We start from the raw sequence: 14,486 nt of genomic DNA on the forward strand, positions 1-14,486 counted from the left end.
CTCATCCTTTCAGGGAGCGATGGACGTAGAGATCATAGCGGCTCGTCTTGCCTTCGAGGACATGGCGCGGCGGCGGCCCGGCGATGGGCGGCGCCTGGCGCGGACGCTTGACCACCACGCGGTGGCTGGCCACGTCCAACGCCGCCTCGAGCAGTCGCGGAGCATCGTCGTCGTCGCCGGCCAGGACACGGAACAGGCGCATCTCCTTCTTGACCAGCGCGGACTTGGCACGGTGAGGAAACATGGGGTCGAGATGAACCACCTGGGGCGCCACCCCGCTAGCCGCCACCAGGGCGGCGAGCTCACGGGTGGCATCGCCATGGGCGAGGTGCAGTCGAGCCGCCATCGCCGCTGTATCGGGAGCGGCCAGCGCCCGAGCCAGGCCGTCGTCGAGCAGCGCGGCGATCGCCGCCACCCGCTCGATCATCAACACCTCGGCGCCGAGACTCGCCAGCACGAAGGCGTCGCGTCCCAGTCCGGCAGTGGCATCGATCACGCTGGGCGTGACCCCTCCCGTCAGGCCACAGGCACGGGCGATCAGCTGGCCGCGCCCGCCGCCGAAACGGCGCCGATGGGCGACTCGGCCGGCGACGAAATCCACCGCCAGCGGTGCGCCGAAACGCCGCGGATCACCACCCAGTACCAGCCGGTCGCCCTCGCGGCGCAGCACCAGTTCGGCCTCGGCGGCATCCCCCAGGGGCAACCCCAGCCGCTGCGCCAGGCCGGCATCCGATACCACGACCGCCGCCCGGGAATCGCTCATCGTCCCTTCTGCCAGGCGACGGTATCGCGCAGATAGACCGGCTGCACCGCCTGGGCCGGTTGGCCGCCCCCCGAAGCCAGATCGCGCGCGGCGAGCAACGCCATCTCTTCGGCGGCGGGTTCCGGGTCGACCAGGCACTGGCCGAGACTCGCCAGAACCGTGGCGGGCATGGCCTCCCGCAGCGCCCAGCCGGAGCCCACGCCCACCCAGTCGAATTCGTCGCTCTCCTCTGGCAGACGCAGGCGCTCGGGCGGCAGCACCGCCTCGGCGCTGAGCGCTTCTACAATGCCATCATGACAGCGCCAGGCCGCCACGTAGATCTCTCCCATGCGCGCATCCAGCGCCGTGACGATGTGCCGAAAGTGATGACGTCGGTGGGCGCTCAGCGCCAGAGCCTCCAGGGTGGAAACGCCAAGCAGCGGTCGATCCAGGCCGAAGGCGAGCCCCTGGGCAACGCCTGCGGCAATGCGCAGGCCGGTGAAGGAACCGGGGCCGCGACCGTAGGCCACGGCGTCCAGGGCCGTTGGGTCCAGGCCCGCCTCGGCCAGCACCTCGTCGATCATCGGCAAGAGACGGCGAGTGTGCTCACGGGGCGTGTGGGCGAAGCGCGCGATCAGGGCGTCCGTCTCGCCGGGACGGCGGATCAGCAGGGCAGCGGAGCAGGCACGCGAGGAGGCATCCAGGGCCAGCAGGGTCGACATGGTCTCGGGTCATCGCAGATCAGTGTAGAGGCGCATTATACGCAACCCGGCCCACGACGACGAAGGCCCGCCGAGGCCGGCCTTCATGAACCGAGCCGAACGGGGTTAACCCTCGAGTGCCTCGAGCACCTGGCCGGTGATCTCGTCGACGCTGCCCACACCGGCCACCCGGTGGTAGGCCGGTGCCGCCTCGGGGTCTTCCTTGGCCCACTGCTGGTAGTAGTCGACCAGCGGTGCGGTCTGCTCGTGATAGACCGAGAGGCGGTTGCGCACCGTGGACTCGCGGTCGTCGTCGCGCTGGATCAGCGCCTCGCCGGTGACGTCGTCCTTGCCCGGCTCCTTGGGTGGATTGTAATCGACGTGATAGACGCGTCCGGAGTCGGGGTGCACGCGGCGGCCGGCCAGGCGATTGACGATCTCCTCGTCGTCCACGGCAATCTCGAGAACGTGATCGAGTTTCACCCCGGCTTCCTTCATCGCCTCGGCCTGGGGAATGGTGCGCGGAAAGCCGTCGAACAGAAAGCCATTCTCGCAGTCGGGCTGAGCGATGCGCTCCTTGACCAGGGCAATGATGATGTCGTCGGAAACCAGCCCGCCGGTGGTCATGATCTCCTTGACCTTGAGACCGAGTTCACTGCCCTCCTTGACCGCAGCGCGCAGCATGTCGCCGGTGGATATCTGCGGGATGTTGAACCGTTCGCAGATGAACTGGGCCTGAGTGCCCTTGCCGGCCCCGGGAGGGCCCAAGAGGATCAAACGCATCGGTGTGCTCCTTGAATGAGGTAATGTCGTTGGAATAACGCAGGGAAACGGTTGGCAGGAAACCTTACCCGCGCCATCTCGGCCAGACAACCGGAACCTCACCGCCCGCACCGCCAGAAATCGAAAAAGGCGCTGCCATTTCAGATGATTAGTGAGCCAGTTGCACTTTGGTATCGCCACACGACGACGGCGCCCCGGTACGGGGCGCCGTCGCAGTACGGGCCGTCTGACGGATCACATCAGCAGACGGCGGATATCGCTGAGCGCGGCGGCCAGGAAGGCCGTGAAGCGCGCCGCATCGGCCCCGTTGACCGCCCGGTGGTCGTAGGAAAGGCACAGCGGCATCATCAGTCGCGGCGCGAAGTCCGTCCCGTCCCAAACCGGCTTCATCTGCGCCTTGGAGACGCCGAGGATGGCCACCTCAGGGGCGTTGACGATGGGCGTGAAAGCCGTGCCACCGATCGAGCCGAGACTCGAGATGGTAAAGCAGCCGCCGGTCATCTCCTCGCGCTTGAGCTTCTTCGACTGTGCCTTGCCGGCCAGCTCGACGCTCTCCTTGGCCAGCTCGATCAACGACTTCTTGTCGGCGTCGCGAATCACCGGCACCATCAGCCCTTCCGGCGTGTCCACGGCGATGCCGATGTGGACGTAATGCTTCCACACCACCGTCTCGCCGTCGGCCTTGAGGCTGACGTTGAACTGCGGAAACTTGCGCAGGGCAAAGGCACACGCCTTGATCAGGAAAGGCAGCGGCGTGAGCTTGGCGCCCTGAGCCTCGGCCTCGGCCTTCATGGACTTGCGGAAGGACTCCAGTTCGGTGATGTCAGCCTCGTCGAACTGGGTGACGTGAGGCAGATTGACCCAGCTGCGATGCAGGTTGGTGGCGCCCATCTTCATCAGGCGTCCCATGGGCTTCTCTTCCACCTCGCCGAACTGGCTGAAGTCCTGATCGGGGATCGGCGGAATGCCACCACCCCCCGCCGCGGCGGCCTGGGCGGGAGCTTCGGCCTTGCCCGCCATGACCTGCTTGACGTAGGCGTGGACGTCCTCCTTGAGTACCCGCTCCTTGGGTCCGGAAGGCTTGACCAGGGCCAGATCGACACCCAGTTCGCGGGCCAGCATGCGCACTGCCGGACCGGCATGCACCAGCTTGCCCGAACGCGGCTTGTGAGCCGCCATCTGCGCCTCGGGGCTCGGCGTGCCGGCAGGGGTCGGGGCGGGTTTGTCGGCCTTGGCCGCCTGCGCCGGCTTCTCCGACCGTTGTGCCGCCGACTCTGGCTTGGCGGCCCCGGCCGTCTCGATATAGCCGATCAGGTCGCCCTCGGAAACGGTGTCGCCTTCCTTGACGGTGAGCTCGACCAACTTTCCCTGGTAGGGACTCGGCACGTCCATGGAGGCCTTGTCGGATTCCAGGGTGATCAGCGGGTCTTCCTCGTTCACCTCGTCGCCGGCACTGACGGCGACCTCGATGATCGGCACGTCGGACGCACCGGAGAGGTCCGGCACGCGGATCTCCTTGCGCTCGGGCTCGCCGGAGGGAGCTGCCTGCGCCGCTGCTTCGGGCGCCGCTTCGGCTGCCGGGGACTCCGCGGGTGCCTCTGTCGGCGCGGCCTCTTCACCACCACCTTCTCCGGCTATCTCCATGGTGCCGATGACATCGCCCTCGGAGACGGTGTCGCCCTCCTTGACGGCCAGCGACACCAGCTTGCCGGCATACGGGCTCGGCACGTCCATGGAAGCCTTGTCGGACTCCAGGGTGATCAGAGTGTCTTCTTCGGCGACCTCGTCGCCCTCGGCGACCGCGACTTCGATGATCTCGACGTCCTCGGAGCCGCCCAGATCGGGCACCCTGACCTCGACGGTGCGACTGGCGCCAGCACCGGAACGGGCCGCCGGCTTCTCCGGCTCGGCCGGCGCCGCGTCGGCCGGTGCGGGTTCGTCGGTCGTTGCATCCTTGTCGTCGGCCGCGGCCTCGCCGCCGCCTTCCGCTTCCAGCTCGAGGATGTCGTCGCCCTCGGAAACGGTGTCGCCCTCCTTGACCAGCACCTTGACCACCTTGCCACCCTTGGGTGCGGGGACATCCATGCTGGCCTTGTCGGACTCCAGAGTGATCAGAGTATCTTCGGCGTCGATGACGTCGCCTTCGGCAACGGCCACTTCGATGATTTCGACATCTTCGCTGCCGCCGATGTCGGGAACTTTGATGATTTCGCTACTCAAGGTCGCGCTCCTTCCAAATCGTGCCTGGAACGGGCGGGTTTCCCCGCCCGGCCACCGGGATCAGCTGGTCAGCGGATTGGGCTTGTCGGGATCGATGCCGTACTTCGCGATCGCCTCGGAGACGACCTTGCGATCCAGCTCGCCACGGTCGGCCAGCGCCTTGAGCGCGGCCACGGTCACGTAGTAGCGGTCCACCTCGAAGAAGTGGCGCAGCTTCTCGCGGGTATCCGAGCGGCCATAGCCATCGGTCCCCAATACATGGTAGTCGGTCGGCACCCAGGCACGGACCTGATCGGCGAACAGCTTCATGTAATCGGTGGAGGCGATGGCCGGCCCCTTCATGCCCTCCAGACAGGCGGTGACGTGCGGCTTGCCCCGCTCGTCCTCGGGGTGCAGGAAGGCCTGGCGGTCGATCTCCAGCGCCTCGCGGCGCAGCTCGTTGAAGCTGGTCACGCTCCAGATGTCGGCACCCACGTCCCAGTCGGCCTCGAGCAGCTCGGCGGCCTGCTCGACCTCGCGCAGGATGGTGCCGCATCCCAGCAGTTGAACGTGGCCCTTCTGGCCCTGGGTTCCGCGGAGCCGGTACATGCCCTTGACGATATCGTCGGCCGGCACCTCGTCGAGCTCGGGGTGCTCGTAGTTCTCGTTCATCACCGTCAGGTAATAGAAGCAAGGCTCCTTGTCGACGAACATCCGCTTCAGGCCGTCCTGGATGATCACCGCCACTTCATGCGCATAGGTGGGGTCATAGCTGCGACAGTTGGGGATCGTCGCTGCCTGGATGTGGCTGTGGCCATCCTGGTGCTGCAGGCCCTCGCCATTGAGCGTGGTGCGTCCGGCAGTGCCGCCCACCAGGAAGCCGCGCGCCTGCAGGTCACCGGCTGCCCAGGCCAGATCGCCGATGCGCTGGAAACCGAACATCGAATAATAGATGTAGAACGGCAGCAGCGGCAGACCGTGGTTGGCGTAGGAGGTGGCCGCGGCGATCCACGATGACATGGCGCCCGCCTCGGTGATGCCCTCCTCGAGCACCTGACCGGCCTTGTCCTCGCGATAGAACATCAACTGGCCCTTGTCCATGGGCTCGTATTTCTGTCCCTCGGAGGTGTAGATGCCGAGCTGGCGGAACATCCCCTCCATGCCGAAGGTGCGAGCCTCGTCGGGCACGATGGGCACCACCTGCTTGCCGAAGCCCTTGTGCTTGACCAGACCGTTCAGGATGCGCACGAAGGCCATGGTGGTAGAGACTTCGCGACCCTTGGAGCCACCCATCTGACTGGCGAAGATCTTGTCGTCCAATCCGGGGATGTCGAGGGGCTCGAAGTCGTGACGACGCGCCGGCAGGTAGCCACCCAGCCGCTCGCGCTGCAGGTGCATGTACTTGATCTCCGGCGTGTCGTCGGCCGGCTTGTAGTAGGGCATTTCGTGCTCGATCTCGCTGTCGGAGATCGGGATGCCGAAACGGTCGCGGAAGCGCTTGAGCACTTCCTGGTCGTCGATGGACTTGACCTGGTGAGCTTCGTTGTCCGCCTCGCCACCGTCGGCACCCAGGCCATAGCCCTTGACGGTGTGTGCCAGCACCACGGTGGGACGGCCGTTGGTGTTGTTCACCGCTTCATGGTAGGCCGCATAGACCTTGAAGGGGTCGTGACCGCCGCGGTTGAGCTTCCAGATGTCCTCGTCGGACATGTCCTTGACCATTTCGGCGGTTTCCGGGTACTTGCCGAAGAAGTGCTCCCGGGTGTAGGCACCGCCGTTGGACTTGCAGTTCTGGTATTCGCCGTCGACGGTCTCGTCCATGACCTTCTGCAGGACGCCCTTCTTGTCCTTTTCGAACAGCGGATCCCACAGCCGCCCCCAGACCACCTTGAGCACGTTCCAGCCCGCGCCGCGGAAGACGCCCTCGAGCTCGTCCATGATCCGCGAATTGCCGCGCACCGGACCGTCGAGACGCTGCAGGTTGCAATTGATGACGAAGATCAGATTGTCGAGCTTCTCGCGGCTGGCCAGATGGATCGCACCCAGCGATTCCGGCTCGTCGCATTCGCCGTCGCCCAGGAAGGCCCAGACCTTGCGATCCTGCATCGGCTGCAGGTCTCGCTGATCGAGGTACTTCATGACGTGGGCCTGATAGATGGCCATGATCGGCCCCAGTCCCATGGAGACCGTGGGCAACTGCCAGAAGTCGGGCATCAACCAAGGGTGCGGATAGGAGGAGAGGCCGTCGCCATCGACTTCCTGGCGGTACTTGTCCATCTGGTCTTCGGTGAGCCGTCCCTCGAGGAAAGCACGGGCGTAGATGCCCGGGGAGCTGTGGCCCTGGATGAACACCAAGTCGCCCTGAAAGTCGCCGTTGGGGGCGCGGAAGAAATGGTTGAAACCCACCTCATAGAGGGTCGCGCTGGACATGTAGCTGGCCAGATGGCCGCCGATGCCCTTGTGCTTGCGATTGGCACGAGTGACCATCGCCGCCATGTTCCAGCGGATCATGGAACGGATCTTGCGCTCCATGAAGAGGTCGCCCGGCATCGGCGCTTCGCGATGCACCGGGATGGTGTTGCGATGCGGCGTAGTTGCCGAAAATGGGGGCTGCGTACCATCGCGGCGCAGGCGATCGGCCAGACGCGTCAGCAGATATCGGGCACGCTCCTCGCCCTCATGGTCCAGAACCGATTCGAGGGATTCCAGCCACTCTTCGGTCTCGATCGGATCCAGATCCTCTCTTGCTTCCAGACTCATAGACGTCTCTCCGAATGACGATGTGATGTCAGTATGGCCCACGTCGTCACGACGGGGGCGGTAGCTTGGCTGACGATCAGGGGAAACCGGGCCGCCGGGCGGCAACTTGTAGTGTTTTTACATAATAAGCGCTGTGGTACGTACCACCAATGTCGCAGAACATACCGCAAACGGGGCGCGCTGCCAATTCATACGTCATGAAAATCTTTTCCATTATTTCCACATTGCATTGCAACACAAGCTCTTACGCAACCAATGGCCGGGGACGACCTCATCCGCGGCGGATGTAATAAAACTACCGTATGATTAATTCTCCCACGACTCTTTCACCAGACAGCGGCGCAGGTAGGCCCAGTCGAAGGCTGCCCCAGGATCGCTCTTGCGCAACGGTGCAATATGGGCGTGGCTGGTGATACGTGATGGCGTGATGGCTGGATAGGCGACCATCAAGGCCCGCAGCGTGCGCGCCAGGGCTTGATACTGGGCGGCACGGTACGGCGTCACCTCATCGCCTTCCAGCTCGATGCCCACGGTGAAGTCGTTGAGCGCACGGCGCTGGCGAGCTCCGTCTCGCCAACGAGAGCGACCGGCATGCCAGGCACGTGCCTGAAACGGCACGAACTGCACGCACTCGCCGTCGCGGCGGATCAACAGGTGCGCCGAGACGCGCAGCCCGGCAATGGCGGCAAAGAATGGATGCCCAGCGGGGTCGAGGCGGTTGGTGAACAGTCGCTCGATGGCATCGCCGCCGAACACGCCCGGAGGCAGGCTGATCGAATGCAGCACCACCGCCGAGACCTCGCTCGCCGGCCGTGCGTCCTGATTGGGCGACGGTACCTGCCGTGCGCCAACCAGCCAATGATCGTCGATTCGCATGCCGCTCCCCTGACGCCGAGATGGGTGTTTCCCCTATAATGACGAATCCCGAACCCCATCAACAGAACCGGAGCCGCCATGCACTACCAGGATGCCCTTGCCGAGGAAATCCGGGCCAGCGCCGCTCACCTTCTGGCCGAGGACGTCGGGCCCGGTGACATCACCGCTCAGTTGATTCCCGAGGCGCAGTGGTCACGGGCGCGGGTCATCACCCGCGAGCCGGCCGTGCTGTGCGGCGTGGCCTGGGTCGACGAGCTCTTTCGTCGTCTGGATGCCAGCGTGATGCTGCGCTGGGCCGCCGCCGACGGCGACCGCCTGGAGGCCGGCGATTGCCTGCTCGAACTCGAAGGCCCTGCACGCAGTCTGCTGACCGGTGAACGCGCCGCGCTCAATCTACTGCAGACTCTCTCCGCCACGGCCACTCGTACCCGCCACTTCCTGGATCGCCTCGAGGGCACCGGCGTGCGACTGCTCGACACCCGCAAAACCCTGCCCGGCCTGCGCCTCGCCCAGAAGTACGCGGTCACCTGTGGCGGCGGCCACAATCACCGCATCGGCCTGTACGACGCCTTCCTGATCAAGGAGAACCATATCGCCGCCTGCGGCGGCATCGCTGCGGCAGTGGATGAAGCACGGCGCATCGCCAGCGACCTGCCGGTGGAAGTCGAAGTGGAAACCTTCGAGGAACTGGATCAGGCGCTCGACGCCGGTGCCGACATCGTGATGCTCGACAACTTCTCGCTCGACGACCTGCGCGAGGCGGTCAAGCGCACGGCTGGCCGCGCCACCCTGGAAGCTTCGGGCAACGTCGATGAATCGACCCTGCGTGCCATCGCAGAAACCGGCGTCGACTGCATTTCCAGCGGCACCCTGACCAAGGACATCCAGGCGATCGACCTGTCGATGCGTTTCATCGAACAGGGCTGAGAAGTCAGGTCTCCACGGCAATCAGACGCTTCTCGAGGCGGCGACGCTCGATCTGCTCGCCGCCGCGTTCCACCCACTCCTCGCCGAGATCCCGCCAGCCCCGCCGCACCAAGGCATCGACGAGCATCAGGCTCGCCTCGATCCGCACGCGGTCGACGCCATGTTCCAGCAGTAGCCGCTCGGCGTGAACCAGCAAGGTGGTGCCGATGCCGCGGCGTGCCAACGACGGCCACACATAGAGAGTGACGATACGCCCGGAAGGGATGTCCAGCTCGGTGAAGCCCACGCAGCGACCGTCGCAAGTCGCGACCAGCGTGGTGTAGAGCGCCTGTCGGGCCACCCAGGCACTGGCTTCCCGGGGCAGCACCCCAGCCCAGGCTTCGCGCTGAATGACGCTATAGTGCGCCGCGGCGCCCTGCATCACGGCATGGTGGAAGACCTCGGCCTGGTCGGCGGCATCCTTCGCCTTGGCCAGCCGATAGAGGATGCGCGGCGTTGCCTGCCTGGCGCCGCTCATCGCCGTTTGCATCATGTTTGCCCTGCGCCAATGAGACTGCAACGAGAGTACACAAGCAGGAGCCTGGCGCCAATGGACTCGCCCACCTCGTCTGGGACGGGCATAATCGCTCCATGACGCAACCCACTACACCCTCTCATGCGCTGACCCCGATCGGCCACCTGGAAAGCGACTTTCCCGACAAGTTCGGCATCCCCCGCCAGCCCGGGCTAGCGCCGGCCGCTCGTGCCGTGCTGACGCTGGTGGCGCCCTACGACGACCCTCTCGCCGTACGCGGGCTCGATGCCTTCAGCCACCTGTGGCTGACCTTCCTTTTCCACCGAAGTCCACCACGCTGGACGCCGCTGGTGCGCCCTCCCCGCCTGGGAGGCAACGCCAAGGTCGGCGTGTTCGCCAGCCGCAGTCCTTCCCGGCCCAACCGGCTGGGCCTGTCGCTGGTGGAACTCCTCGACATCGACACGCGCCACGGCGTGAGGCTACTGCTCGGCGGCGCCGACCTCGTCAGCGGCACGCCGGTGCTCGACATCAAGCCCTACCTGCCCTGGACCGAGTCGCGCCCCGAAGCACGCGGCGGCTATGCCAGCGCAGCGCCTCGGCTTCTGGACGTGAGTTTTTCGGCCGCCGCGAATGCAGCGCTGGCCACTCGCCCCGATGGCGATTCACTACGCGCCCTGATCGAACAAGTGCTGGCCCAGGACCCGCGCCCCGCCTACCGCAACGGGAGCGAGTCGCGGATCTACGGCGTGCGGCTGCGCGACGTGGACGTGCGCTTTCAGGCCGTAGCCGACGAGGACGATCGGACCCTGTTGCAGGTCATCGAGATCGTGGCGGCCCAAGGCTGAGCGAGCCATGGTTTCAGTCGAAACCGACGCCGATGCGCCGCCCGACCTCCTCGTAGGCCTCGATCACCCCGCCGAGTCCCTGGCGGAAACGGTCCTTGTCGAGCTTCTCGCGGGTCTTGGCATCCCACAGCCGGCAGCCGTCCGGAGAGAACTCGTCGCCCAGCACGATCTCACCCTTGAAGAGGCCGAATTCCAGCTTGTAGTCCACCAGCAGCAGGCCGCCGTCGGCGAACAGCCGCTTGAGCACGTCGTTGACGCGGAAGGTCAGCGACTTCATCTCGGCGAGCTGTGCGGGGGTGGCCCAGCCGAAGGTCTCGGCCAGCGACTCGTTGATCATCGGGTCGTGCAGGGCGTCGTTCTTGAGGAACAGCTCGAAGGTGGGCGGGTTCAGTTCCTTGCCCTCTTCCACGCCGAGGCGCTTGACCAGCCCACCGGCGGCGAGATTGCGCACCACGCACTCGACCGGAATCATGTCCAGCTTCTTGACCACGCTCTCGGTGTCGGAGAGGCGCTGCACGAAGTGGGTGGGAATCCCAGCCTCGGTCAGCTTCTCCATGATGAAGGCGTTGAAGCGGTTGTTGACCCTGCCCTTGCGTGCCAGCGACTCCATGCGCTCGCCGTCGAAGGCGCTGGTATCGTCGCGAAACGTCAGTATCAGATGGTCGGGGTCGTCGGTGGCGAAGACCGACTTGGCCTTGCCGGCATAGAGTTCTTGACGCTTTTCCATGGATGCCTCCGGGCACGGATACGGAAAGGAAGGGAGATCAATCGATGCGCTGCCAGGCCACGCCCTCGACCTGGGCGGCCACGAGCAGCCGCGAGTCGTCACCGTCGAGCAGCGGCGTCAGGGCCTCCCTGACCCGCTCGGGACGATTGTTGTGTTCGGAGAGGTGCGAGCAGACGATGCGCTGGAGACGATCGAGCCCCAGCCGCGGCAGCAGTGCCGCTGCCTGGGCATTGGCCAGATGGCCCCAGTTGCCGCCCACGCGACGCTTGAGACGCGGTGGATAGGGGCCCTCGGCAAGCATCTGCACGTCATGGTTGCACTCCAGTACCAAGGCATCGCAGCCGGCGAACGCTCGGGCCACATGATCGGTGCCGTGGCCGAGATCGGTGAGCACGCCCAGGCTGCGCATGCCGGCCGTGAAACGAAACTGAACCGGCTCGCGGGCGTCGTGAGGCACCGTAACCGGCTCGACACGGATGCTGCGGATCGCAAAGGGCGCTTGCGGCGTAATCCAATGATGGCTCGGCATCTCGCCCAGCCGACCGGCGAGCCACGTGCCCGGGGTCAGGTAGACCGGCACGCCGTGACGCCGGGCCAGCGGCCCCACTCCGCGCACGTGATCCCCATGCTCGTGGCTGACCAGCACGGCATCGATCTGGCGTGGGTGCACACCGAGACGCGCCAGGCGCCGCTCCGCTTCGCGCAGGCCGAAACCGCAGTCGACCAGCAAGCAGGTCTCGCCGTCGCTGACCAGGGTGGCGTTGCCCTTGCTGCCGCTGCCCAGCAATGCGAAGTGCAATCGCCCGTCCGGACCGTCCGGCTCACGCCTCCCGGCCATCAGCGCAGCAGGCTCGCCACCCGCTCCAGCAGCTCACGGGCGTCTTCTTCGGTGAAGCGCCGCTCGCTTTCGTTGATGGCGCGAAGAACCGTCCGCTCGGGCCCCTCCGACTCCAGCGCCAGACGAATGGTCTGCGGCATCTGGCGCACGTCCGGGCTGAGGATGATGTCGATCATGCCGCGCTCGCGCTCGCTGGCCGTCATGTACTCGATCAGGAAGTCGTGGTCGTCGGCATCCTGCTCGAGCAGCTGACGACGCCCCTCGACGGCGAAGTCGGCTTCCAACTGGTGGTCGAGCTCTGCCCAGACGCGGTCGATGTCGAGCGGAATCTCGACGACCCACTCGCCGCTGCTGCGCTGGGTGAAACGCAGGCGCTCTTGCGTGGCGAGGCGCTGCCCGCTGAGCGACGCGGCACTGGCAGTCGCGCTGCGCGCGCTGAAGTGCTGCTCCAGGGCATTCAGACAGCTGGCCACCGGACGTCCCCCCTGCTCACAGCGCACTTCGCTGTCGCCGGAGCGCAGCCCCTGACTCACGCTCAACCGCCCCTGGCTGGTCACGATCTCGCCGCGCTCGTTGTTCACGTCCTGAACGGAGAGCCCGCGGGAACTGGCGAAGTCCTGCAACTGCGGCCATACCGTGCCCGGGTCGGCGCCGACCACCAGCCAGCGATCGCTGCCCACTTCACGACGCTCGACGAAGTCGCGCTCCACGGCACGTCCGGCAGCCAGGCGCGAGGGCAGCGGCGTCTCGGCGGGCTCGCTCCCAGGCCGCGAGGCGTTGGCACGGGGTACCGGCATGGCATCCTGATAACGCCGGTCGTTGCGGCTTTCGGGCAGCACCAGTGGATCGCTGCGCTGTGCCTCCACGTAGTCGAGGTTTCGGTCATCGTAGAAGCCCTCGCGGGCACAGCCGGCAGTGGCCAGAGCAGCGACCGCCACCAGCGGCATCCATTTCAGCGCAGAGTTCATGCATCCACCTTGCATCGGGTTGTCGGGGCAGTGCGTCGCCGAGTGGGCAGGCACCGCTCAATCATCGATCACGCCGGCCAGTTGCAGGGCCTCGCCCACGGTCGAATGGTATTTCTCGGAAAGCCAGGTCAACGGCAGACGTATGCCCGGCTCGATCAGCCCCATGCGATTCAGGGCCCACTTGACGGGGATCGGGTTCGCCTCGATACCGAGGTTGGTATGCAGCGGCATCAGGCGCGTATTGATCGGGTGTGCCCGATCGGTATCGCCGGCCACCGCCGCGACGCACAGTTCATGCATGGCCTGCGGCGCGACATTGGCCGTCACCGAGATATCGCCGTGGCCGCCCATCAGCATGAAGTCGCAGGCCGTGCCATCGTCGCCGGAATAGAGCATGAAGCCGCTGCCCGCCAAACGCGCGATCAAGTCCTCGGCACGCTCCAGGTTGCCGGTCGCATCCTTGAGGCCGATGATGTTGCTCACCTCGGCGAGACGCAATACCGTCTCGTTGTAGAGATCCGAGCAGGTACGCCCCGGCACGTTGTAGAGGATCACCGGCAGGCGACTGCCCTCGGCCACCGCCTTGAAGTGCTGGTAGAGTCCTTCCTGGGTGGGCTTGTTGTAGTAGGGACACACCGAGAGACAGTAGTCGGCGCCCACCTCGCTGGCGTAGCGCGCCAGTTCCACTGCCTCGGAAGTGGCATTGGCACCGGTCCCGGCAATGACCGGTATGCGGCCGTTCACTTCCTCGACCACGGTACGGATGACGTCGAAGTGCTCGGCGAACGACATGGTGGTGGGCTCACCGGTGGTGCCAGCGGCGACGATGGCATCGGTACCGTTGTCGAGGTGGAAATTCACCAGGCGACGCAGGGCCTCCCAATCGATGTCGCCATTGACTTTCATCGGCGTCGCCAGGGCGACGATGCTGCCTGTGATCATGTCCTACCTCTCGCTGTTGCCGCTCTCGCGCATTGGATCCACCGCAGCGCCCCGTTGCCAAAGGGTAAATGGTACTCAGGCAGCCCAAGGCTGTACAGCACGCCGGCCGCTTTGACAGCGCCGCAGCAGTTGCGTGTAATCGAGGGCTCCCCTGAACCCTCACGATCGACCAGGAGCTCCCATGACCGTAGCCATCGGCCAGCCCATCCCCGACTTCACCGCCAGCGCCACCGGCGACACCACCGTGACCCTCTCCGAACTCCGGGGCAAGCAGGTGGTCGTCTACTTCTATCCCAAGGCCAGCACCCCGGGCTGCACCACCGAAGGGGGCGATTTTCGCGACCGCAAGGCGGCCTTCGACGCGGCCAACACCGTGATCCTCGGCGTCTCCCGCGACGGCATTCGCGCCCAGGAAAACTTCAAGGCCAAGCAGGACTTCAACTTCGAGCTCATCTCCGACAAGGACGAGACGCTCTGCCGGTTGTTCGACGTCATCAAGCTCAAGAAGCTCTACGGCAAGGAGCACCTGGGCATCGAGCGCAGCACTTTTCTGATCGACACCGAAGGCCGGCTGGCCCGGGAATGGCGCGGCGTCAAGGTCAAGGGCCACGCTCAGGAGGTGTTGGAAGCCGCACAGGAACTGGACGCCGAGTCTTGAGGCGCG

At 65.7% G+C, this 14,486-nt stretch carries 14 protein-coding genes; 3 read left to right on the forward strand and 11 right to left on the reverse strand.

The genetic code is table 11. The features are described from left to right. Position 1: 1 nt before the first annotated feature. The 6 genes from BLP96_RS08215 to ampD form a co-directional block, all read right to left on the reverse strand. Positions 2-763 carry a class I SAM-dependent methyltransferase gene (locus BLP96_RS08215; protein WP_089684965.1) on the reverse strand — a complete coding sequence of 254 codons (762 nt, stop codon included), beginning with the start codon at positions 761-763 and terminating at the stop codon, positions 2-4. Next, entirely contained in the window at positions 760-1,464 is a 705-nt protein-coding gene (tsaB, locus tag BLP96_RS08220) for a tRNA (adenosine(37)-N6)-threonylcarbamoyltransferase complex dimerization subunit type 1 TsaB (RefSeq protein WP_089684968.1), read from the reverse strand. The genes BLP96_RS08215 and tsaB overlap by 4 nt, the downstream gene beginning before the upstream one ends. A gap of 105 nt (positions 1,465-1,569) precedes the next feature. Continuing rightward, on the reverse strand, positions 1,570-2,226 hold the full coding sequence (gene adk, locus BLP96_RS08225) for an adenylate kinase (protein WP_089684970.1): 657 nt from the start codon (positions 2,224-2,226) through the stop codon (positions 1,570-1,572). A gap of 234 nt (positions 2,227-2,460) precedes the next feature. Further along, positions 2,461-4,446 carry a pyruvate dehydrogenase complex dihydrolipoyllysine-residue acetyltransferase gene (gene aceF / locus BLP96_RS08230; RefSeq protein WP_089684973.1) on the reverse strand — a complete coding sequence of 662 codons (1,986 nt, stop codon included), beginning with the start codon at positions 4,444-4,446 and terminating at the stop codon, positions 2,461-2,463. 60 nt (positions 4,447-4,506) lie between these two features. Then, complete coding sequence (aceE, locus tag BLP96_RS08235; protein WP_089684976.1) at positions 4,507-7,185, reverse strand: pyruvate dehydrogenase (acetyl-transferring), homodimeric type; 2,679 nt, start codon at positions 7,183-7,185, stop codon at positions 4,507-4,509. Between the two features lie 306 nt (positions 7,186-7,491). Then, positions 7,492-8,061 carry a 1,6-anhydro-N-acetylmuramyl-L-alanine amidase AmpD gene (gene ampD, locus BLP96_RS08240; protein ID WP_089684978.1) on the reverse strand — a complete coding sequence of 190 codons (570 nt, stop codon included), beginning with the start codon at positions 8,059-8,061 and terminating at the stop codon, positions 7,492-7,494. 78 nt (positions 8,062-8,139) lie between these two features. Here ampD and nadC point away from each other — a divergent pair, with 78 nt between their 5' ends. Next, entirely contained in the window at positions 8,140-8,988 is an 849-nt protein-coding gene (gene nadC / locus BLP96_RS08245) for a carboxylating nicotinate-nucleotide diphosphorylase (protein WP_089684980.1), read from the forward strand. Positions 8,989-8,992: 4 nt separating this feature from the next. Here nadC and BLP96_RS08250 read toward each other — a convergent pair whose 3' ends face one another. Continuing rightward, complete coding sequence (locus BLP96_RS08250; RefSeq protein WP_245682201.1) at positions 8,993-9,520, reverse strand: GNAT family N-acetyltransferase; 528 nt, start codon at positions 9,518-9,520, stop codon at positions 8,993-8,995. 98 nt (positions 9,521-9,618) lie between these two features. Here BLP96_RS08250 and tsaA point away from each other — a divergent pair, with 98 nt between their 5' ends. Then, on the forward strand, positions 9,619-10,347 hold the full coding sequence (gene tsaA, locus BLP96_RS08255) for a tRNA (N6-threonylcarbamoyladenosine(37)-N6)-methyltransferase TrmO (RefSeq protein WP_089684983.1): 729 nt from the start codon (positions 9,619-9,621) through the stop codon (positions 10,345-10,347). A gap of 13 nt (positions 10,348-10,360) precedes the next feature. Here tsaA and purC read toward each other — a convergent pair whose 3' ends face one another. From purC to dapA, 4 genes are read right to left on the reverse strand one after another with little or no spacing between them, the layout of a single operon-like run. Next, the gene (gene purC / locus BLP96_RS08260) at positions 10,361-11,074 is read right to left on the reverse strand and encodes a phosphoribosylaminoimidazolesuccinocarboxamide synthase (RefSeq protein ID WP_089684986.1); all 714 of its coding nucleotides are present in this window, start codon (positions 11,072-11,074) and stop codon (positions 10,361-10,363) included. Positions 11,075-11,111: 37 nt separating this feature from the next. Then, complete coding sequence (locus tag BLP96_RS08265; RefSeq protein WP_089684988.1) at positions 11,112-11,912, reverse strand: MBL fold metallo-hydrolase; 801 nt, start codon at positions 11,910-11,912, stop codon at positions 11,112-11,114. Further along, the gene (locus BLP96_RS08270) at positions 11,912-12,880 is read right to left on the reverse strand and encodes a lipoprotein, NlpB (protein ID WP_245682202.1); all 969 of its coding nucleotides are present in this window, start codon (positions 12,878-12,880) and stop codon (positions 11,912-11,914) included. The genes BLP96_RS08265 and BLP96_RS08270 overlap by 1 nt, the downstream gene beginning before the upstream one ends. A gap of 57 nt (positions 12,881-12,937) precedes the next feature. Next, entirely contained in the window at positions 12,938-13,822 is an 885-nt protein-coding gene (gene dapA / locus BLP96_RS08275; RefSeq protein WP_089684990.1) for a 4-hydroxy-tetrahydrodipicolinate synthase, read from the reverse strand. A 181-nt stretch (positions 13,823-14,003) separates the two neighbouring features. On the opposite strand from dapA, the gene BLP96_RS08280 reads away from it, so the two are divergent. Then, a complete protein-coding gene (locus BLP96_RS08280; protein WP_089684993.1) occupies positions 14,004-14,480 on the forward strand; it encodes a peroxiredoxin in 477 nt (158 codons plus the stop codon). The last annotated feature ends 6 nt before the right edge of the window (positions 14,481-14,486 follow it).

The organism is Billgrantia gudaonensis, assembly GCF_900100195.1.
Lineage (GTDB): Bacteria > Pseudomonadota > Gammaproteobacteria > Pseudomonadales > Halomonadaceae > Halomonas > Halomonas gudaonensis.